The organism is Candidatus Pantoea soli (assembly GCF_007833795.1).
GTDB lineage: Bacteria > Pseudomonadota > Gammaproteobacteria > Enterobacterales > Enterobacteriaceae > Pantoea > Pantoea soli.
On sequence record NZ_CP032703.1, the window covers coordinates 537,331 to 556,856 of the forward strand.

Annotated in this window: 19 protein-coding genes; 8 read left to right on the forward strand and 11 right to left on the reverse strand. The window is 57.6% G+C overall.

Features of this window, described 5'->3' with window-relative positions:
* Positions 1–31 precede the first annotated feature (31 nt).
* The 3 genes from D8B20_RS19940 to D8B20_RS19950 form a co-directional block, all read right to left on the reverse strand.
* A complete protein-coding gene (locus D8B20_RS19940) occupies positions 32–784 on the reverse strand; it encodes an NAD-dependent epimerase/dehydratase family protein (RefSeq protein WP_145891565.1) in 753 nt (250 codons plus the stop codon).
* Positions 785–907: 123 nt separating this feature from the next.
* The gene (locus D8B20_RS19945) at positions 908–1,219 is read right to left on the reverse strand and encodes a cupin (RefSeq protein ID WP_145891567.1); all 312 of its coding nucleotides are present in this window, start codon (positions 1,217–1,219) and stop codon (positions 908–910) included.
* A gap of 175 nt (positions 1,220–1,394) precedes the next feature.
* Positions 1,395–2,249, reverse strand: a complete 855-nt coding sequence (locus D8B20_RS19950; RefSeq protein WP_145891569.1) for a LysR family transcriptional regulator — start codon at positions 2,247–2,249, stop codon at positions 1,395–1,397.
* A gap of 108 nt (positions 2,250–2,357) precedes the next feature.
* Here D8B20_RS19950 and D8B20_RS19955 point away from each other — a divergent pair, with 108 nt between their 5' ends.
* From D8B20_RS19955 to D8B20_RS19980, 6 genes are all read left to right on the forward strand, one after another.
* Positions 2,358–3,263: a DMT family transporter gene (locus tag D8B20_RS19955; RefSeq protein ID WP_145891571.1), complete on the forward strand. Its 906-nt coding sequence runs from the start codon at positions 2,358–2,360 to the stop codon at positions 3,261–3,263.
* A 262-nt stretch (positions 3,264–3,525) separates the two neighbouring features.
* The gene (locus D8B20_RS19960) at positions 3,526–4,221 is read left to right on the forward strand and encodes a FadR/GntR family transcriptional regulator (RefSeq protein ID WP_145891573.1); all 696 of its coding nucleotides are present in this window, start codon (positions 3,526–3,528) and stop codon (positions 4,219–4,221) included.
* On the forward strand, positions 4,218–5,099 hold the full coding sequence (locus D8B20_RS19965) for a 2-dehydro-3-deoxygalactonokinase (RefSeq protein ID WP_145891575.1): 882 nt from the start codon (positions 4,218–4,220) through the stop codon (positions 5,097–5,099). Before D8B20_RS19960 ends, D8B20_RS19965 begins: the two co-directional genes overlap by 4 nt.
* Positions 5,083–5,700 carry a 2-dehydro-3-deoxy-6-phosphogalactonate aldolase gene (locus D8B20_RS19970; protein WP_145891577.1) on the forward strand — a complete coding sequence of 206 codons (618 nt, stop codon included), beginning with the start codon at positions 5,083–5,085 and terminating at the stop codon, positions 5,698–5,700. Before D8B20_RS19965 ends, D8B20_RS19970 begins: the two co-directional genes overlap by 17 nt.
* Positions 5,697–6,845, forward strand: a complete 1,149-nt coding sequence (gene dgoD, locus D8B20_RS19975; RefSeq protein ID WP_145891579.1) for a galactonate dehydratase — start codon at positions 5,697–5,699, stop codon at positions 6,843–6,845. Before D8B20_RS19970 ends, dgoD begins: the two co-directional genes overlap by 4 nt.
* A gap of 153 nt (positions 6,846–6,998) precedes the next feature.
* Entirely contained in the window at positions 6,999–8,312 is a 1,314-nt protein-coding gene (locus D8B20_RS19980) for an MFS transporter (RefSeq protein WP_145891657.1), read from the forward strand.
* Positions 8,313–8,348: 36 nt separating this feature from the next.
* Here the strand turns inward: D8B20_RS19980 and D8B20_RS19985 are convergent, their stop codons facing one another.
* Both D8B20_RS19985 and zinT read right to left on the reverse strand, forming a co-directional pair.
* Positions 8,349–9,893 carry a methyl-accepting chemotaxis protein gene (locus D8B20_RS19985; protein WP_145891581.1) on the reverse strand — a complete coding sequence of 515 codons (1,545 nt, stop codon included), beginning with the start codon at positions 9,891–9,893 and terminating at the stop codon, positions 8,349–8,351.
* Between the two features lie 398 nt (positions 9,894–10,291).
* Positions 10,292–10,918 carry a metal-binding protein ZinT gene (zinT, locus tag D8B20_RS19990; protein ID WP_261388120.1) on the reverse strand — a complete coding sequence of 209 codons (627 nt, stop codon included), beginning with the start codon at positions 10,916–10,918 and terminating at the stop codon, positions 10,292–10,294.
* Positions 10,919–11,276: 358 nt separating this feature from the next.
* On the opposite strand from zinT, the gene D8B20_RS19995 reads away from it, so the two are divergent.
* A complete protein-coding gene (locus D8B20_RS19995) occupies positions 11,277–12,050 on the forward strand; it encodes a COG4705 family protein (RefSeq protein WP_145891585.1) in 774 nt (257 codons plus the stop codon).
* A 103-nt stretch (positions 12,051–12,153) separates the two neighbouring features.
* Here the strand turns inward: D8B20_RS19995 and D8B20_RS20000 are convergent, their stop codons facing one another.
* The gene (locus D8B20_RS20000) at positions 12,154–12,642 is read right to left on the reverse strand and encodes a DinB family protein (protein ID WP_145891586.1); all 489 of its coding nucleotides are present in this window, start codon (positions 12,640–12,642) and stop codon (positions 12,154–12,156) included.
* Positions 12,643–12,817: 175 nt separating this feature from the next.
* On the opposite strand from D8B20_RS20000, the gene D8B20_RS20005 reads away from it, so the two are divergent.
* Positions 12,818–13,558 (forward strand): GntR family transcriptional regulator, encoded by a 741-nt coding sequence (locus D8B20_RS20005; RefSeq protein ID WP_145891588.1) that lies wholly within the window; start codon positions 12,818–12,820, stop codon positions 13,556–13,558.
* Here D8B20_RS20005 and D8B20_RS20010 read toward each other — a convergent pair.
* The 5 genes from D8B20_RS20010 to D8B20_RS20030 all read right to left on the reverse strand — a co-directional run bounded on the left by D8B20_RS20010 (position 13,545) and on the right by D8B20_RS20030 (position 19,053).
* Entirely contained in the window at positions 13,545–14,525 is a 981-nt protein-coding gene (locus D8B20_RS20010) for a PfkB family carbohydrate kinase (protein ID WP_145891590.1), read from the reverse strand. The genes D8B20_RS20005 and D8B20_RS20010 overlap by 14 nt on opposite strands.
* Complete coding sequence (locus D8B20_RS20015) at positions 14,512–15,540, reverse strand: ADP-ribosylglycohydrolase family protein (RefSeq protein WP_145891592.1); 1,029 nt, start codon at positions 15,538–15,540, stop codon at positions 14,512–14,514. The genes D8B20_RS20010 and D8B20_RS20015 overlap by 14 nt, the downstream gene beginning before the upstream one ends.
* A gap of 11 nt (positions 15,541–15,551) precedes the next feature.
* Positions 15,552–16,826: a nucleoside permease gene (locus tag D8B20_RS20020; RefSeq protein ID WP_145891595.1), complete on the reverse strand. Its 1,275-nt coding sequence runs from the start codon at positions 16,824–16,826 to the stop codon at positions 15,552–15,554.
* A 225-nt stretch (positions 16,827–17,051) separates the two neighbouring features.
* Entirely contained in the window at positions 17,052–17,624 is a 573-nt protein-coding gene (locus tag D8B20_RS20025; RefSeq protein WP_145891597.1) for a nucleotidyltransferase family protein, read from the reverse strand.
* A 52-nt stretch (positions 17,625–17,676) separates the two neighbouring features.
* Positions 17,677–19,053, reverse strand: a complete 1,377-nt coding sequence (locus D8B20_RS20030) for an aldehyde dehydrogenase family protein (RefSeq protein WP_145891599.1) — start codon at positions 19,051–19,053, stop codon at positions 17,677–17,679.
* Positions 19,054–19,526 lie beyond the last annotated feature (473 nt).

A 19,526-nucleotide genomic window follows, 5' to 3' on the forward strand; every position in this document is an offset into this window, starting at 1 on the left:
GTGCGCTTTAACAGGCACGGCGCACAGCACTTCAGGTAAACAATGCCGGGCCAGGATTAAATTCCCGGAAAGCGTCATCGACAGGCTGATAACCCAGCACTTCGCGCGTACGGGTAAGATCAAAGCGTTTAAAACGGTTATCTGAAATGCCATAGCCGATAAAGAACGTGATATTTTCCGCTTCAACCGCGCCGGTTATCAGGTTGACCGCATCCCGCGGACTCAGCCAGGCGCTGTAATCCCGGGCGTTTTTCAGCGCGTTTGCCTCTTTGTGTTCAAACGCCCCTATTCTGAGCGCGACGCAGGAGAGGCCATGCTGAGTGGCATAACAGGAACACAGCGCCTCACCATAACACTTGGTCACGCCATAAAGATTGGCCGGTGCCACGGCCATGCCCGGGTGGATTTGGACATCCACCGGATAGCCCTCAATGGTCTGTGCACTACTGGCAAATACAAAGCGCTGGCAGGTGGAATCAGCCGCCGCTTCAAGCAGCCAGGTAACAGACAGAATATTTGCCGGCAACAGCTGTTCAAATGACGCACTCGCATCAGGAATGCCTGCCAGATGCACAATAACATCCGGTGCGGCCTCGGTTAATAACGCCCGGGCTGCACCCGGCAGGGAAAGATCAGCCTGAATGAAGCGGTGCGGCGCGACAACTTCATCATCCGGCCGCTTGAGATCGGTAAGTATAAAATCATAGGTGGTGTGCATTGCCTGAAAAAAGGTGCGCCCGATGCGGCCGCTGGCACCGGTTAGCAGGAGTTTTTTTGCTGTCATTGCGGTTCCTTGTCTCGTCAACGTCGTTTCTGATAACGCTCAGAACAGGATGAACCGTAACATGACGCCATTAAAACAACTGTGATCTGGCCCGATAGCGCCATGCCGGTTAGCCACGCAAGACTAGATCGACCCGGCTTTTTCAATCACCAGCACGCGCGCTACGCCCTGTGGCAGTGCGAGGTGTTCTGTCCCTTCGCTGGCGTAAAAAATATCGCCGGTGTGCATTATTTTGCTTTTTACCTCCCCTTTCTCTCTGTATTGCATCTCGACACACCCATCCATGACGGCAAAAACCTCCTGTCCGTCATTGATATGCCATTTATAAGGCCGATCGGTCCAGTGAAGCTTGACGCTGGTGTTACCGAAGCTGGCAATGTGTTGTGCATCCCAGGCTGTTACGCCGGTAAACGCGCTGCTGCTGTAAAAATGCATTTTTCCTCCTGGCTGAGAATGGATGATGAGCGACACACACTTTACGACCAGGCCCGGCACACAGGCTATGTTTTGCGCGCAGCTTGTCCGGAAAAAAACCCGGTTTGTCCGCTTTCGGTTCAGGGCCTGTATCGCCCTGCAACACCTGCCCTGCATCAGCCTGGCCGGCAAAGGCTTACAGCCGGAACGACTGCTGCATGGCGCGCGCCAGGAGCGCTACGGCTTTATCACCGTGCGATTCAGCGCTTTGCATAAAAATGATGTCATGCTCCGGAATCGCCGGCAGGCCTTCCAGTATCTGCATCCGCGCAGAGACCTTACCGCGATCGATCAGGCTGATCGCCAGCCCGGCTTCGACACAGGCAATGACCGCCTGACTGGAGTGGCTCTCCAGCACCAGTCGCGTACGCCGTCCCGACACCTTAAGCGCTTCAGTTATCGCCTCGCGGTAGACGCAGGGTGCGGTGTAGACCGCCAGCGGCAGCGGATCGTGCTGCGCAACATCGGTGTTCACCGGCCCCACCCAGACGGGCGTAGTCGGCATCAGCACGCGTGTGTCATGGCGGGTTAACTGCCTGGGCTGGACCACCACGGCGGTATCTAATTTGCCCTGCTGAATCCACTCTCTTAGCTGGTTGCTGGGCCCCATTTTGAGTTCCAGTACCACATTCGGCCAGGCGGCCGTAAACGTCGGCAGGATCTCTTTGATGACCTGAGCCGCGTATTCATCAGGCACCCCGAGGGCAATGCGCCCGGTCAGCGCCGTACCGTGCAGATCGGCCAGCACGCGATCGTGCGTGCGCAGCAGTTCAGCGGTGGCTGCCAGCAGACGCTTGCCCAATGCCGTGAGAATGACAGACTGATTATCGCGCTGCAGCAAACGCCCGCCCGCGACCGCCTCCAGACGCTGGATATGCACACTCACGGCCGCAGGACTTTTATGTAAATGCGCGGCGGCCGCGCTGAATTTCCCCATGCGTACCACCGCGTGAAAGGTGCGTAACAGATCGATAGGGAGAACGCTGCTCATGGTTTACTCCTGTTAAAGTACTGCTACACATAATTTTGATTTAACAGAGTATAGCGCTGCCGTAGCCTGAGGAGATGTATCAGCTCATATGCCTCAGGGAGTCATTGCATGCTTCGTCACTGGCTTTATGTTGTTCCCCTGCCCTTGCTGGAAGCGGGATTGTTATTGTCATGGAGTTCAGGCTTTATTGGCGCGCGCTTTTCCATTCACTACGCGCCGGCTTTGCTGGTGGTGTTCTGGCGCTTCCTGGTGCTGGCCCTTCTGCTGTTCCCGTTTGTCTGCCGGGAGCTGGTCACCACGCCTTTTCGCGTGCTGGTAAAGCATGCGGCTATCGGCCTGCTGGCAATGGCCGGCTACATGCTCGGCGTGACACAGGGCATCGCTTTTGGCGTGCCGGCCGGGCTGGCGGCGCTGTGCGCCGATCTGCTGCCAGTGGGCATGGCGCTGCTGGCAGGTGTGTTTCTCCGGGAACGGTTAGCGCATCAAATCTGGCTGGGATTGATTGTCGGCTTAGCGGGCGTGCTATGGGTGACCCATGATGCACTGGGATTGGGTGATGCTCCGCTGTGGGCCTACAGCCTGCCAGTGGCAGGAATGCTGTCACTGGCTGTGGCGACGCTGTGGCAGAAGCGCGCCCGCAGCACCCGGTCAATGGGGCTGCTGGCCAATCTCTGGCTGCAGTGTTTTGTCTCCTGCCTGGTGTTTGCAGTCATTGAGGGCAGTCAGGGAAGCCTGGCGCCAGTACCCTCTGCCGGCTTTGTACTGAGCGTGTTATGGACCGCCAGCCTGCCCACGTTTGGCGGTTATGGATTGTACTGGATCTGCCTGCGTCGCAGTTCAGCAACGCGGGTCGCTACTCTTCTCTATCTCAGCCCGCCGATCACCCTGCTGTGGGCCTGGGCAATGTTCGGTGAGCCCCTTTCATGGCAGATGGCGCTTGGCATGGCGCTCTCTTCGCTGGGTATCTGGCTGGTGGTGCGGACGGAGTCCCGTCAGGCGGCGCGAGCGGCATAAAGCATCGGTCATTGCGTGCAGCCGGGCGTAATAACCCGTGACACCGCACCGTCATCTGCGCCCTGTTGCGGGTAGGCAGCCGCATGGCTTCGTGCTGCGCCCGTACCTGAATTGTCTGTTTTGTGATCAGCATTGTAGTACAACCTGTTTTATGGGTACTACAATCTCCCTCATGCTGACCCGGCAATATCGCGCGGGTTATTCGACACAGCCACCGGCGGTGCCACAGCCTCGCCATCTTCACCTTACCGCATGGACTCTCATGAAAGACGACATCAGCAAAACGGACCGGATCATTCTGGCGATAGGCGAAGAGATTGTATCGGGTAAATATCTTCCCGGTGCCGCGCTGCCCGCTGAAGCGGAGCTGTGTGAGCAGTTCCGCACCTCGCGCAACATCATTCGTGAAGTGTTGCGCACGCTGGTGGGCAAACGCCTGATAGAGGTCAGGCGCTATCGCGGCGCGTTTGTCACACCGCACGACCAGTGGAATTTTCTGGACAGTGAGGTGCTGCAATGGTCGCTGAAACACAATCGGGATCCCCGGCTGATCGGTGCCATGAACGAGGTGCGTAACCTGGTGGAGCCGCAGATTGCCCGCTGGTCGGCAGAGCGCGCCACTTCCGGCGATTTAGCCCGGATTGAAGCGGCGCTGAATGAGATGGTCGCGCATTATGACGATCGCACTGCCTTCAACCAGGCGGATATCCGTTATCACGAAGCGGTGCTGGCTTCCGTCCATAATCCGGTTTTACAGCAGCTCAGCGTGGCGATCAGTGCCCTGCAGCTGGCGATATTTGAACGCACTTACATGCCGGACAGTGACAACATGCCGCAGACGCTGCAGGAACATAAGGCGCTGTTTCATGCTATCCGTCAGCAGAATCCGGATGCGGCTGAGCAGGCAGCGCTGACCATGATTGCTAGTTCCGCACGCCGGTTAAAGGACATCCATTGAACAGCTATATTGCGATCGACTGGGGCTCCACTCACCTGCGAGCCTGGTATTACTGTGACGGCGTCTGTGAACAGGCGCGTCGCGCTGAAGCCGGTATCACACGTCTGCAGGGCAGACCGCCGGCAGAGGTGCTGGAGGAGATTACCCGTGACTGGCCGCGGCAGGCGGTGCCGGTGATCATGGCCGGCATGGTCGGCAGCGACGCAGGCTGGATGAATGTCCCGTATCTGCCCTGCCCGGTCTCGCTGGATGACCTTGCTGCACGTCTGACTCGCGTGGATAAACACGGCTGGATCGTACCGGGGCTAAGCCTGCATGACAGGGAAAATGTCAATGTGATGCGCGGCGAAGAGACTCAGTTGCTCGGTGCCGCGCGGCTGTGCCCCGCGTCTTACTACGTACTGCCCGGTACGCACTGCAAATGGGTGCGTGCGGATCAACAGCGGATCGTGGCGTTTCGTACCGTCATGACCGGTGAGCTGCACCATCTTCTTCTGCACCACGCCCTGATTGGCGCGGGCTTGCCTGCACAGGTTGCGGATGCGGAGGCGTTTCGTCAGGGACTGGAAACCGGCGCGCAGGATCGCAGCCTTCTCAGCCGATTATTTGAAGTGCGCGCGGCCCGCCTGCTGGGCGTACGGCCAGCCGCCTCGGTCAGTGACTTTCTCTCCGGTTTGCTCATCGGCCATGAGGTTGCGCTGATGGCGGAAACCTTTATGCACCCGCAGCCGACCCCGCTGACGCTGATCGCCAGCCCGGCGCTGGCCGATCGCTATCTGCAGGCGATGGCGCTAGGCGGGCTGTCAGCACAGTGGCTGGATGGCGATCGGGCTTTCCAGCAGGGAATCAGGAGCATTGCCCATGAACTGGATCACTAAGCTGCCGCTCATCGCCATTCTGCGCGGCATCCGCCCTGAAGAAGCCGAAGCGCATGCCGGCGCGCTGCTGGCGGCCGGCTTTGACGCCATTGAAATCCCGCTGAACTCACCGGAATGGGCGCGCAGCATCGCCAGCCTGGTGGCTGCCTTCGGACATCAGGCGCTGATTGGCGCAGGCACCGTTCTGGAGCCGGAGCAGGTGGACCAACTGGCGGCAATAAACAGCCGGCTGGTGGTGACGCCGAACACCGATGTCGCCGTTATTCAGCGCGCGGTGGCGCAGGGCATGACGGTGGCGGCCGGTTGCGCCACGGCATCCGAGGCGTTTACCGCCCTGAAGGCCGGTGCTCAGGCGCTGAAGATCTTTCCTTCCGCCGCCTTCGGGCCGGATTACATCAAAGCGCTGAAAGCCGTTTTGCCGGGGCAGGTCCCGGTTTTCGCTGTCGGCGGCGTCACGCCGGAAAATCTTCATGCGTTTCTGGCTGCAGGTTGCGTGGGTGCGGGTCTGGGCAGCGATCTGTATCGCCCCGGCCAGCCGGTTTCCCGCACCGCAGAACAGGCACGCGCTTTTGTCGCAGCCTATAAGGAAGCCACACAATGAAAATCACCCGACTGACCACCTACCGCTTACCGCCGCGCTGGATGTTCCTGAAGATTGAAACCGATGAAGGCGTAACGGGCTGGGGCGAACCGGTTATTGAAGGCCGGGCAAAAAGCGTTGAAACAGCGGTGCACGAACTCTCTGACTACCTCATTGGTCAGGATCCGGCGCGCATCAACGACTTGTGGCAGGTGATGTATCGCGGCGGCTTTTACCGCGGCGGCCCGATTCTGATGAGCGCCATCGCCGGTATCGATCAGGCGCTGTGGGATATCAAAGGCAAAGTGCTGGGCGTGCCGGTATGGCAGCTGCTCGGCGGGCTGGTACGGGACACCATTAAGGCCTACAGCTGGGTGGGTGGCGATCGCCCCGCTGAGGTGATTGCCGGGATTCATACCCTGCGCGCGATCGGGTTTGATACCTTCAAACTCAACGGCTGCGAAGAGATGGGCATTATCGACAGCGCGCGCAAAGTGGATGCGGCGGTCAGTACCGTGGCACAAATCCGCGAAACCTTTGGCAATGAGATTGAGTTTGGCCTGGATTTTCACGGTCGTGTCAGCGCGCCGATGGCAAAAATCCTGATCAAAGAACTGGAGCCGTATCGCCCGCTGTTTATTGAAGAGCCGGTGCTGGCAGAACAGGCGGAATACTATCCCCGCCTTGCCGCGCAGACGCATCTGCCGATTGCCGCCGGTGAACGGATGTACTCGCGGTTTGAGTTCAAGCGTGTCCTGGAGGCTGGCGGCCTTGCCATCCTGCAGCCCGATCTTTCCCATGCCGGCGGCATCACCGAGTGCGTGAAAATCGCGGCGATGGCCGAAGCGTATGACGTGGCGCTGGCACCGCACTGTCCGCTGGGCCCGCTGGCACTGGCTGCCTGTCTGCATGTGGATTTTGTAGCGCGTAATGCCGTGTTCCAGGAACAAAGCATGGGCATTCACTATAACCAGGGCGCGGAGTTGCTGGATTATGTGATCAATAAAGAGGACTTCACGCTGTCGGGCGGCCAGTTTGCGCCCTTAACCCGGCCCGGTCTGGGCGTGGAAATCAATGAGCCGCTGGTGGCGGCGCGCAGTCAGCATGCCGACGACTGGCGTAATCCGCTGTGGCGGTTTGCGGATGGCACCGTCGCAGAGTGGTAGATCGTTAACCCCGGCGGCGGACTGTTCTGGCACCCCATTGCCGCCCCGGCAGCGTCATAACCTATAACCCTACCCTGTCACCCTACCCTGCGTGCGCGGCGGGCAGGCCTGCTGCTGCCTGAATCCGGCACCACGCGAAACGAGGTCAAAATGATGAATATCACGCTACAGACTTCTACGCTCAGACAACTGAACACAAAAATTATCCCGTTCATTATCCTCTGCTATTTTGTCGCCAATCTGGATAAGACCAACATCTCGATCGCCGCGCTGCAGATGAACGCGGATCTGGGGCTTTCCGCCAGCATGTATGGACTGGGCGTCGGCATGTTTTATGTGTCTTACATCCTGTTTGAGATCCCCAGCAATGTCATCATGACCAAAGTCGGGGCGCGGCGCTGGATTGCCCGCATTATGATCACCTGGGGCATTGTCAGCACCGGCATGGCGCTGGTACACAGCGCGAATCAGCTGTATGTAATGCGCTTCCTGCTGGGTATGGCAGAGGCCGGTTTTGCCCCCGGCATTATCTACTATATCGCCTGCTGGTTTCCGAAAAGTAACCGCGCTCGTGCCATGTCCTTCTTCTACATGGGATCGGTCGCGGCTTCCATCATCGGCCTGCCGGTCTCCGGGGCGATCCTCAACATGCACGGCGTGGCAGACATAGCAGGCTGGCGCTGGTTGTTCGCGCTGGAAGGCATTCCTGCCGTGGTGCTCGGCATTCTGGTGCTGTGGCGTCTGCCGGATACGCCGGAACAGGCGGTATGGCTTAGCCCGCAGCAGAAATCCTGGCTGCGTCAGCGCCTGCAACAGGACAACACGGGTGCAGATGCTCAGCCCAACCACACCTGGCTCGGCGCACTGAAAAATAGCACCGTACTGCTGCTGAGCCTGGTGTGGTTTCTGCAGGCATTTGGGTCGATCGGTATCACGCTGTTTATGCCGTTAATCATCAAAAGCATGGCGGCCGGGCAGAGCAATCTGACGATCAGCCTGCTCTCTGCGGTGCCCTTTGTGCTGGCGTGCCTGTGTATGTACCTGAACGGACGTCATTCTGACCGTACCGGCGAACGCGCCTGGCATATGGGGCTGCCGCTGGTGTTTTCCGGCCTGGCGCTGACCGCCGCAATTTATGCCGGTAATCTGTGGCTGTCGTATGGGCTGCTGGTGCTTACCGTTGGCTTTAACTTTGCGCTGACGCCGATTTTCTGGGCCGTTACCACAGAGAAACTGCGCGGCGTCGCCGCTGCCGCGTCGATTGCGTTTATCAATACCGTGGCGAATTTCGTCGGGCTGGGCTTACCGCCGGTGCTGGGAAAAATCAAAGATGCCACCAGCAGTTATCATTATGGCCTGCTGATTGTGGCCGTTGCGCTGATTGCGGGCGGGATCATCGGCATTCTGGTTTCGCGCCCTGCGGAGGGTAAACCCAAGCCGCTGACGCAGAGGGAGGCGGGACACTGAAACCGGGGGCGCGCCCCCGGCTTGCGCGATAACGTTTTAGGCCTGTGACAGACGGAAGGTCGAGACAGCCTGCGTCAGATGCTGAACCTGATCTTCCAGAGAAGCGGCGGCAGCGGCAGATTCCTGCACCAGCGCCGAGTTCTGCTGCGTGACCGAATCCATTTCTGTCACCGCCTGTTCAATCTGGCCAATCCCACGACTCTGCTCGTCTGAGGCAGTGGAGATATGCTCCATCAGCTGGTTGACACGACTGACAGAGGAGATGATGGCGTTCATCGCTTCTCCGGTGCGGCTGACCTGCTCCGATCCGGTGTCAATGATGTTGACCGATTCGGCGATCAGGCTCTCGATTTCCTTCGCTGCCACCGCGCTGCGCTGCGCCAGGTTACGCACTTCGCCGGCTACCACCGCGAAGCCACGCCCCTGCTCCCCGGCACGGGCAGCCTCAACGGCCGCGTTCAGGGCAAGGATGTTGGTCTGGAAGGCGATGCCGTTAATGACGGTGATGATATCCTCAATCTTTTTCGAGCTGGAATTAATCAGCCCCATTGAGGTGATCACCTCGCGTGAGACTTTTTCCCCTTTCTCCGCGTTGACCACCGCTTCTGCCGTTAAGCGGCAGGCTTCAAATACGTTGTCGGTATTCTGTTTAACCGTGGCACCCAGCTCTTCCATGCTGGCAGCAGTTTCGGTTAAGGCGGCGGCCTGCTGTTCAGTACGCGAGGCCAGATCGATATTGCCGGCGGCAATTTCGCTGGACGCGGTCGAGACAGAATGCGCAGAGTCACGCACCTGCATGATGATACCGGTTAGCGAGACGCGCATGCTCTCCAGCGATTTCATCAGGCTCTGAATTTCGCTGCGCGACTGCGCTTCAACCGGTACGGCGGAATCAAGATGACCTGCAGCAATAAAATTACAGTGTTTGACGGCACTGAAAAGCGGTGTCAGCACAAAGCGACGCATCAGCATGGAAATTCCCACGATGACGATGCCAAACAGGATACCCAGCACCACCAGGATGACAACCCCTGAGTTGAAATGGCGCTGCGCGTCCTCATTCAGCGTTTTCGCGTAGGCTTCATGCTGTGCCAGCACTTTATCCAGAATGATTTCATACTGCCGATCCAGGTGAATGACATTCGGCAGAAGCTGCTTAAAGCGTGCCGGATCGTGCGCTTCTGCGGCGTCGATCAGTGGCTGAATACCCTGTGTCCGGTACTGCTGGTAAGCCTGACGATAGGCGTCAGCATCCGCCGCTTCACCCGGTAAACGGGGCGCCTGCATATAGGCCTGAAACGCTGCATCGGCTTTGCCGGCAGCGGCTTTGACGCTCTCCAGACTGGCGGTTGCACTTCCCGGTTTGTCATCCATCTCAGCCATATATTCCATTAACCTGACGCGTAACGTACGGCTGTGGTTGATCGGGTCGATAACCGAAAGAACAACGCGAATTTCTTTGTTTACGGCGTTCAGTGAGTCGTTACTGCGTACCAGCATCCAGATGCTGATGGCGACACTGACGACAAACAAAATCAACATTATGGTAAAAACGATCAATGAAGATTTTTTCAGGGACATAATTCACTTCCAGACAATAAGATATGAGGCTGGTATATCGGCATTTTTATCGGCCTCATTAGCCTGTCAGCACGCTTTTGTCAGGGGTAAAAGCTAAGTCATTCAATATGCGGACGATCTTTCCCGGCAGGGATTCGGTTATTTAGCCGACAGCGTTGATAAAGGCGCAGAACACGGCGTGCAGCCGCTTCGGTTTATCGGTCAGCGATCTGAACATCACGCTGTACTTTTTCCGGCCAGCCGCGGTGTCCCTTTGAGAGCGCAGCAGAAACCAGAAAGAAATCTATTTGCAGCGGGTGCGTCCCACCCGCTTTTATTATTTCGCGCTCAGGCACATTTTCTGGCTGCGCAGAATCAATGCCTCCGGTCTGCCTTAAACGCTGTGGCGTTCCGCGCCATCAGTGATGAAGCAGATCGTCAATAACCTCTTCTTTTGAAAGCTGATACGGAAAAAAGGTTGGCCAGTTTTCCAGCTCGTTGAGCAGCGCCTGCTGGGAAACGTTACCGGTAAAAATATGGAAATGCGTGGACTTGCGCGGGCTGATAATGTGATCGCTGAACTGTACAAATCGCGGGGCGTCACTTTTTTGGTCATGACAGGTAAATAAGTAACGAACCCCTTTTTTACCTGATGCGTAATGCAGAATTTTGTATCCGCTGTAATCATATTTGCAGGCGCTGACTTTTCCATTGCGGGTAAATTCAATGACACCCTTTTCGATACCCATATCGCTGATATCGCTGGCATAGCCGGTTAAATAGTAATTTTTTATCTCGCTGAACGTTTTGCTTTTATCGGCTTGCGCTTTTTGACGAAATACCGGATCAAGACTGCCCTCTTTCGCGTAAGGATAAACCGATTGCCAGACGCCGTCCCAGTCAGAAAGGGGCCGATCCTTTACCTGCGCATCAGCAAAAATGCCTTTTGCCGCTGCTGCTTCTTCCTTGTTCAGCGGCGCGCCATGCGCCAGCGCGTCAGTGCTTAAAACCAGTGCCAGAAGGAGTGAAAAGTGTCTGTACTGCATTGCCATTCGCCTGTGGTTGTTAATGTTATATTATAACATAACACACATAAGGGACGATGGCAGCAGAATTGTCCGTACCGTTACATGACCCGCGTATCCTCGTGACGCGCACAGCGCGGGCAATGCGCGCACGCTCGATGCTGTGCGGCAGAAACCGCTTCAGCAACGGGACGGGCGTGATGTCCGACGTTCTGCCACACGGGCGATCAACGCCCGTTGCGCCAGCCCGCATCCTGGATTGATTTTCAGGACCAGAAAAAAGTTTTACCCGCCCGGCCAGAGTTAACTTTTTCTTAAGAATATTCCGATAACCTGTGCAACACCTGAGCCCATCCCGGGCTTTTGCGGAGCGTACCCCATGCATAATAAAACCTCTGGTTCTTCTCCTCTCAGCAAAGTGCCTGCTGTGACTCTGGCGTTTTGGTTGACCAAGATCGCCGCTACCACGCTGGGTGAAACCGGCGGTGATGCGGTGACCATGTCGATGAATCTCGGCTACCTCACCGGTACGCTGATTTTCGCCATCATCTTTTTCATCGCTGTCGTAGTACAAATCAAACGCGACAGCTTCAATAAATGGATCTACTGGTTTACGGTGGTGGCGACCACAACGGTTGGTACCACGCTGGCTGACTTTGCCGATCGCTCACTGGGCATCGGCTATCTGGGCGGCACCGTCATGCTGAGCACGCTGCTGATTCTGTCGCTGCTGGTGTGGCGTATCACCTGCGGCACCATTGCCGTGAGTTCTGTGAATAATGGCGTGAGCGAGTGCTTTTACTGGCTAACCATTATGTTTTCACAAACGCTGGGTACGGCGCTGGGTGACTGGACCGCAGACAGCGAGGGGCTGGGCTATGACGGCGGCATTCTGCTGTTTGTCGGCGCGCTGGTCATTATCTGGGCCGCCAGCCGTTTTACCTCGCTTTCACGCACCGCGCTTTTCTGGGCAGCCTTTATTCTGACCCGTCCTCTGGGTGCGGTGGTCGGGGATTTCCTTGATAAACCGATTGCGGATGGCGGGCTGGCGCTGAGCCGCTACAGCGCATCGCTGTCACTGGCGCTGATTATCGTCGCCTTTCTCTGCCTGTTGCCGCAGCGTCCGGCGGTGAAAACGGTCTCCACCGTATAAAGGCAGCAGGAATCGCGCTGTCCCTTAGGATCGCAAAGGCAGAGCCGCACGCTCTGCCTTTTTTATTGATGACGTTCCTGCGCCCTTAAACAGCCGGCGTATTTCAGGAGTGGTGATCGCGCAGGTATACCGTCAGCACGTCCCGGGGAGCCTGCCGGCCGCACTCTGAAATCAGCCAGCCCACCGCACCACGATGATAGGTGCCGTGAAACAGCACATGGTGCAGCATATCGCCTGCCGTCATTGCACCTGCGCCACCATCCACGAAACGGAAAGCGATTCGCGCATTAAAATCCTCTGGCTGCAGGGTTTCGACATGTCGGATATACCAGTCTGTAGTCTCCGCCATTTTCGTCTGCAGCTCCGCAACCACAGGCGTTTCCGGGGTACTCAGCGCGGTGTAGCCGTGCGGCTGGCCAAGGATATTGGCTTTGAAGATCGCGTCCACCACGTAAATGTGATTCATCAGCCGGAGCATGCGGTGGCGCATGTCTGCGTAAGCCGGCTCATCAATGCCTGCAACAGTGGCCAGGGTTTCGGCATCTATCCAGCGCTTATATTTCAACAGGGTAATCATGTTTTCCGTGCTCATCCGCCCTTCCTTATTTGAGTATTTGCCGCGCATCCGCGCAGAGCAGCCCGCTAACATGCCATGCCGCGCCGCAAACGAACAGCGCGGATTGCTCCGCCACTATTCTTTATCGTCGCCGCCGGAAAATCAGTATCATAGCCTATCTGCCGCTTACCGGATTGAGTAACAACCTGTTATGACCGACCACACTGCGCTATTTTCGCGGCTCTCCTCCCTGCTGACGCAACCCAGCCGCACGCCGTTATACAAACGCTTTGCCAGCGCCATGAAAGAGGCAGTGCGCGATGGCACGCTGCGCCATGAAGAGATCCTGCCCGGCGAACGTGAGTTCAGTCACTCGCTGGGTATTTCGCGCATTACCGTGCGCAAGGCAATGGATGAGCTGGAAAAAGAGGGCATGGTGCTGCGCTCACGCGGCTACGGCACGCAAATCTGTAGCCCGTTTGAGTACTCGCTGAAAGAACCCAATGGCCTGTCGCAGCAGGCTGTACTGCGCGGCAAGAAGCCGGACACCTTGTGGATCAGCAAAAATAAAATTCCCTGCAGCATGGAGATTGCAGAACAGCTTGGGCTCAGTGAAGGCAGCGAAGTCTACCTGCTGAAGCGCGTGCGCTATGTTGACCAGCAGGCGGTCTCCGTCGAAGAGTCCTGGGTACCGGCCCGCTACATTGCGGATGTCGCGGCGATCGGCATTTCGCTGTATGACTATTTCCGCCAGCAGCAAATCATTCCGGTGAAATCACAGAGCCGGGTCAGCGCACGCATGCCGGATGCCGCCCTGCAACAGCAAATCGCCCTGCCTGCCGGTGTGCCGGTGCTGGTGATTAAGCAGCTGGCGTTTGATGCGCAGGGCGATGCGCTGGAGTACAGCATCAGCTACTGCCGCAGTGACATGTACGTATTTATTGCTGAGTAAGCGCCTGCTGCCAGTAGCGATAAAGCGTGGCGCGATCCGGTGCGCAATCTCCGCCGCGATGCGCCACCACATAGGAAGCCACCGCATTGCCGAGCGCCACGCTCTCCGCCAGTGACCAGCCGGAAGCCAGTCCCGCCAGCAGACCGCCGGCATGGCTGTCACCGGCGCCAATGGTATCCACCACCGTCGCGGGCAGCGCCGGTAACCAGCCCTGCTGACTGGCGTCGGCAAAGCCGGCCCCCTCGCTGTCCAGCCGCACCACAATGGCTGACGCGAAACGCTGCTGCCAGCGCGTCATCAGCTGTCGCGCCTCGAACGGCTCAGTGATGGCCAGACGTTCGCACCACAGCTGTTGCGCCTCCTGTCTGTTCACTGTAATCAGTGGATGCATCGCCATAATCCGGTCAAACAAGGCCGCGTCGATCGCCGCCAGCCGCGGACCCAAATCCACCAGCAGTTGACAGGGCGCAGGTTGCTGCTCCAGCCAGTCGAGCAGCCCTGCACCGCTGCGGCTGGCAAGCTGATAGCCGGAGAGATAAATCCAGCGCTGCGGCAGTTGCGGCAGCGCACTGAGCAGCGCGGCGTCCCACTGATTCTCTACGCCACTGACGGATAAAAACGTGCGCTCACCCTCCGGCTCGACCAGCGCCAGGCACCAGCCGTTATCACCCGCTGCATTCTCCAGCACGCTATGTATTCCATAGTCAGCCAGTTTCTGCCGGATGAGGCTGGCCCACGGCCCGGCGCCCAGCGGCAGCGCGTTAATCGACGGAATGCCCAGCCGGTGCAGCGTAATCGCGACGTTAAGCGCACAGCCACCCACGCTGACGCCCTGCTGCTGCAGTTCAATATCGCTGCCACGCTGCGGGAGTGAACCCGCCTTCGCAATCACATCCACCACCGCGGCGCCGATCACACACACCGGCAGACGCCCCGACAGTCGTGCTAGATCATCAGGCGTGAGCATACGCGGCCTCACGCTGCTGGCGAAAACGCAGGAATGCACGGCTGTAACGGGTAAAGTCCAGCGCATTGGCAGCGTCCAGCTCCGCTTTCAGCGTCGGGTCAATGGCATCAATCCCGTGCAGCGCACCGCACACCGCCACCGCCATTGCACCGATGGTGTCGGTATCCCCTCCCAGATTGGCGCATAAAATCGCACAGCGGTTGGGATCGGTGCCGGCCAGTTCTACCATCGCTATCGCCGCCGGTACCGATTCAATGGTGCTGGTGCCCGTGCCGACCAGATCGTAAATCTGCTGCATGGTTGACTCGGCACCCCTGCCCTGCGCCGCGACCTGCAGCGCCAGCTCAATGCGCGACGCCATTGACGCGCTGAATGTCGTGATGCGCTTCTCCTGTGCGGCCCGCGCAATCGCGGGCAGCTCGTCGCGCAGGGTGGCCCAGGCCGCGCCGTCGATGGCGCGGGAAATGGCCCAGGCTATCGCTGTGGCACCCGCGACGGCAACATCTGCTTTGTGCGTGGGGCTGGATGCCAGCGCCACGGCATCAATAAAGGCGTTGAGATCCCGTGCGGGCAGCAGGCAGCCCAAGGGTGATACGCGCATGGCGGCGCCATTGGTCAGCCCGTTATTTTCCAGTTGCGCCACCGGCGTACCGTTTTTCAGCGCGTTAAGGGCAATCTTTGAGGTTGGCCCGAGTACATTTTTATTGAAGGCATCAAACGATTCTGCCCAGCGCAGAATATTGGCACCAATGGTTTCCGCGTTGATCTCCCCCTCATGGCTGATGATGGCGTCCGCCAGCGCCAGCGCCATGGCGGTGTCATCAGTAAAAGTCGCGCGGCCAAAATAGCAGGCGGCACTGTTTTCAGCCGGTCCCGGCAGAAAGCGATCGATCCAGCCAAAATGCTGCTTCACGCGACTGCGCGGCCATAACTCTGAGGGCATGCCCATTGCATCGCCGAGCGCCTGGCCGTAAAAAGCGCCCAGAATCCGTTTTTCCTGGTGTGTCATTGTCATTATTACATCTCTTATTTATGGCTTTCAGCAGGCGCTGCATGATCGAAAGCGGTTAATTCGTCGCTGCGTTTTTTGCCGTCACGGAACAGGACGATAAAAGCCAGCGTGATGATGACAATCATAACGCTGCCGAACAGCCACATACCGGCCCAGTTAAAGGTTTGCCCGTTACGCGGTTGGTCATAAGCGAACATCTCTTGCATCAGATAACCGCCCAGACGATAGCCCAGCAGGCTGCCGATACCCTGACACGCCAGCGTAATCAGCCCCTGCGCCGCGTTACGCATGGCGACCGGCGCTTTCTTATCGACATAGATATAGGCCGTAATGAAGTAGAAGTCGTAGCTGACGCCGTGCAGCAGGATGCCCATAAACAGCAGGCCAAACGTGAGGATGTTCTGGTCGCCGCCGAAAACAAAGAACACATAGCGCAGCGCGGCGGTCACCAGGCCAAGCAGCAGCACTTTGCCGATACCGAAGCGCTTGATAAAGAACGGCAGCGCCAGCAGGAAGAAGATCTCTGAGACCTGTCCCAGCGTCATCCAGCCGGTGGCATGCGGCAGTCCGACTTCCGTCAGATAACCTTCGGCAAAAATGTAGTAAAACGCCAGCGGCATGCTGAACAGGAAGGAGCAAACAAAAAATACCAGAAAGCTGCGATCTTTCAGCAGGTGCAGCGCATCCAGCCCGAGCGCCACGCGCAGGCTGAATTTCCCGGTGCTTTTGGGTTCCGTTGCCGGCAGGGTTAACGCAAACAGCCCAAGCAGCAGCGAACTGGCTGCGGTAATCAGCAGCGGGACGTTGCTGGCAGAGATATCGCCAAAGCCCAGCAGCGGCGGCAGAAATCCGCAGACAATACCGGAGGCGATCCAGCCAAGCGTGCCCATAACGCGAATACGCGGATAGTCGCGCTCCACATCGCCGACGTGCGAAAACGCAATGCTGTTGGTCAGCGCAATGGTCGGCATATAGGTCAGTGCATAAAGCAGCAGTAAGGGGAAAAAGCCAGAGAAATGGGTTTGCTGCGCGGCGAGAAACATCAGGATCGCGCCGGCGATGGTCAGCAGCGATAACACTTTCTGCGCCTGGAAGAAGCGATCGGCCAGCGATCCCACCAGAATAGGCGACAGGATGGCAGCGATTGAGGTGCAGGCATAGCACCAGGCAATCTCGACCGGCGTGAAGCCGTTTTTGCTGAGGAAAGCCCACAGCGGGACAAACCATGCTCCCCATATGAACCACTCAAGGAACATCATAAAAGACAGTTTTGGTATTGTTGTTTTCATCGAAAATAACTCCCCGGTGTTGGTGGCTCCACTCTAGCACCGGGAACAATACCTTTATAATACCTTTGACGGAGAGTTTGAGCCGCGCCACAAGATTTTTGCCGGTGACCGATCCGGGCTGGATTCGGGGCATGGAATAGATCGAGGGCGCGTCACAAAGACAGGACGCAGATGCCGGTGGTGATGGCGAGGGCTTATGCCCCGGATCGCTTTACCCGGATAAAGTCAGTCTGCGGGCAAATCCGCATCACGAATAACGCCGGAATGGGCCTCAAGAAGGGTTAAGGTGAGCGGATCCAACAGCGCGCGCGCGCCGGCATCGCCCTGCAGATTGCCGAGCGCGGCGCGCCAGGCTGAAGCGAAGCCAACCGGATGTCCTGGCTGGTTTTGCCACACCAGCCTCACCTGTGGCAGGCCGGCAGACAGCGCCTGCGCCACACGGCGATGATCCTCAGCGGTAACCCAGGCCATATCACCTGGCTGAATCAGCCAGCCCTGCCATGCCGGGGTGGCACGTACTGCGGCGGCAATGGTTTCGCCGCTGCCGGCGCTGTTCAGCGTGATGACCGGCATCGCAGCCTCGCGGGCGAGCTGCAGAATGCCGTGGGCATCGGGACGGGTTACCAGTATGCACGGCAGTCCGCTGCGCTGCGCCTGAGCAAGTGTAAGGCTGATAAGGGGACGTGAAACGCCCGCCGCATCCGGATAAGGTGCCAGCAACTTGCAACCTTCGCCACCCGCCTGCTGAAAACGCGTCCCTTTGCCTGCGGCGAGAATAATGATGCCCGGTGTGCGCATAATAAAGTGTGTCTGAGAGTCGGGACGCGCATTATGGCGCGCCCCGTTTTGCTTAGCGACGATTTTTCCAGATTGTCTGGATATTGCAGAATTCGTGCACGCCAAAACTGGAGAGTTCACGGCCATAGCCGCTCTTCTTCACCCCGCCAATCGCGACGCGCGGATCGGAAGCACCGTTGCCGTTAATGAACACCGCGCCGGTTTCCAGCTGATCTGCCAGCTGTTGCGCACGCGTTTCATCTCCGCTCCAGACGGTGGCACTCAGGCCAAATTCACTGTTGTTGGCCAGCGCCAGCGCATGTTCTGCGTCACGTGCGACAGTGATTGCAGCCACCGGTCCGAAGATCTCCTGCTGAAATGCCGTCATCGCCGGGGTGACGTCAGCGAGGATTGTCGGCGCATAGTAATTGCCTGCACCTTCCAGTTTGTGGCCGCCGATCACCAGACGTGCACCTTCCTGCAGTGTTTGCTGAACCTGACGATCCAGTTCGTCTCGCAGATCGTAACGGGCCATCGGGCCGATGTAGGTTTCTTCCTGCATCGGATCGCCGATTTTCAGCGCCTGGACGGCTGCGCTAAAACGCGCCTCAAACGCTTCTGCGATGCTCTCTTCGATAATGAAGCGCTTGGCTGCCATGCATACCTGTCCGGTGTTCTGGTAGCGTCCTGCGACGGCTGAGGCCACTGCTGCGTCCAGATCGGCATCGGCCAGTACGATAAATGGATCCGCTCCGCCCAGTTCAAGAACCGTTTTCTTCAGCACTGCGCCGGCCTGCGCAGCAATCGCGCTGCCTGCGCGCACGCTGCCGGTCACGGCAACGGCGGCGATGCGCGGATCGTTAATCACAGCAGAGACACCATCATTATCGGTATTAATGACCGTAAACCCGCCTGCTGGCAGATCGGTGGCATCAAACAGCTCCGTCATCAGCCCGGCACAGCCCATTACCGCTGGCGCATGCTTCAGTACATAGGTGTTACCGGCCAGCAGCATACTGACGGCACCGCGCAGTACCTGCCAGTAAGGGAAGTTCCATGGCATCACAGCCAGGATCACACCCAGCGGACGAAATGCCTGCCACGCCTGCTGGTTTTCCACCATTGCTGGCTTGTCTGCCAGCATGGCCGGGCCATGCTCCGCGTACCATTCACATAAGTGAGCACATTTCAGCACTTCTGCCCGTGCCTGCGCGATAGGTTTGCCCATTTCACGCGTTGCCATAGCGGCAAGCTGCTCCTGACGCTGACGAAGCTGTTCTGCCAGCTGACGCAGAACCTGTGCTCGCTGCGCCAGCGGTGTTGCACGCCACTGGCTGAATGCCTCTGCGCTCTGTTGCAGAGCTGCATCGACTTCAGCGGGCGTCTGCAGTGGGTAAGTTGCCAGGGTTTCGCCTGTGGTCGGGTTACGCGTAATGATGTTGTCAGTCATGGGATCTCCCTTAATGCGGTGTCTTTTCTTTCAGACTACCTTACGCCTGACCATACCTGATGAAAAATGAATATTGATCAGTAACTTCATCACAGAATATGAAAGGTCTCGATCAGATGAGTGAATTCAGGATCTGACAGCGTGCTGAATGAAAATTTAAGTCATAACCTGAGAAACGCAAAGATTAGGGTTGTCGGGCATTGATTCTCCATGAGTTATCCACTTATACAGTGAATAGATCTTTAAGAAAGATCATAAGGAGATCTAAAAGAGATCCAAAGAGATCCCCGATCGTCGCAGGCCGCACGGCACAAGGGCTGAGAAGGTGATCGTGTTCACTATAAACAGTAAAACATTCACTGTAATCAGAACTTTATTCACTATAGAGAGTAGAATGTTCACTATAATCAGTGATACTGTTCACTGTAATCAGAAACCGATCCTTTTCATCCACAGAATGAAGATCTCAGGCT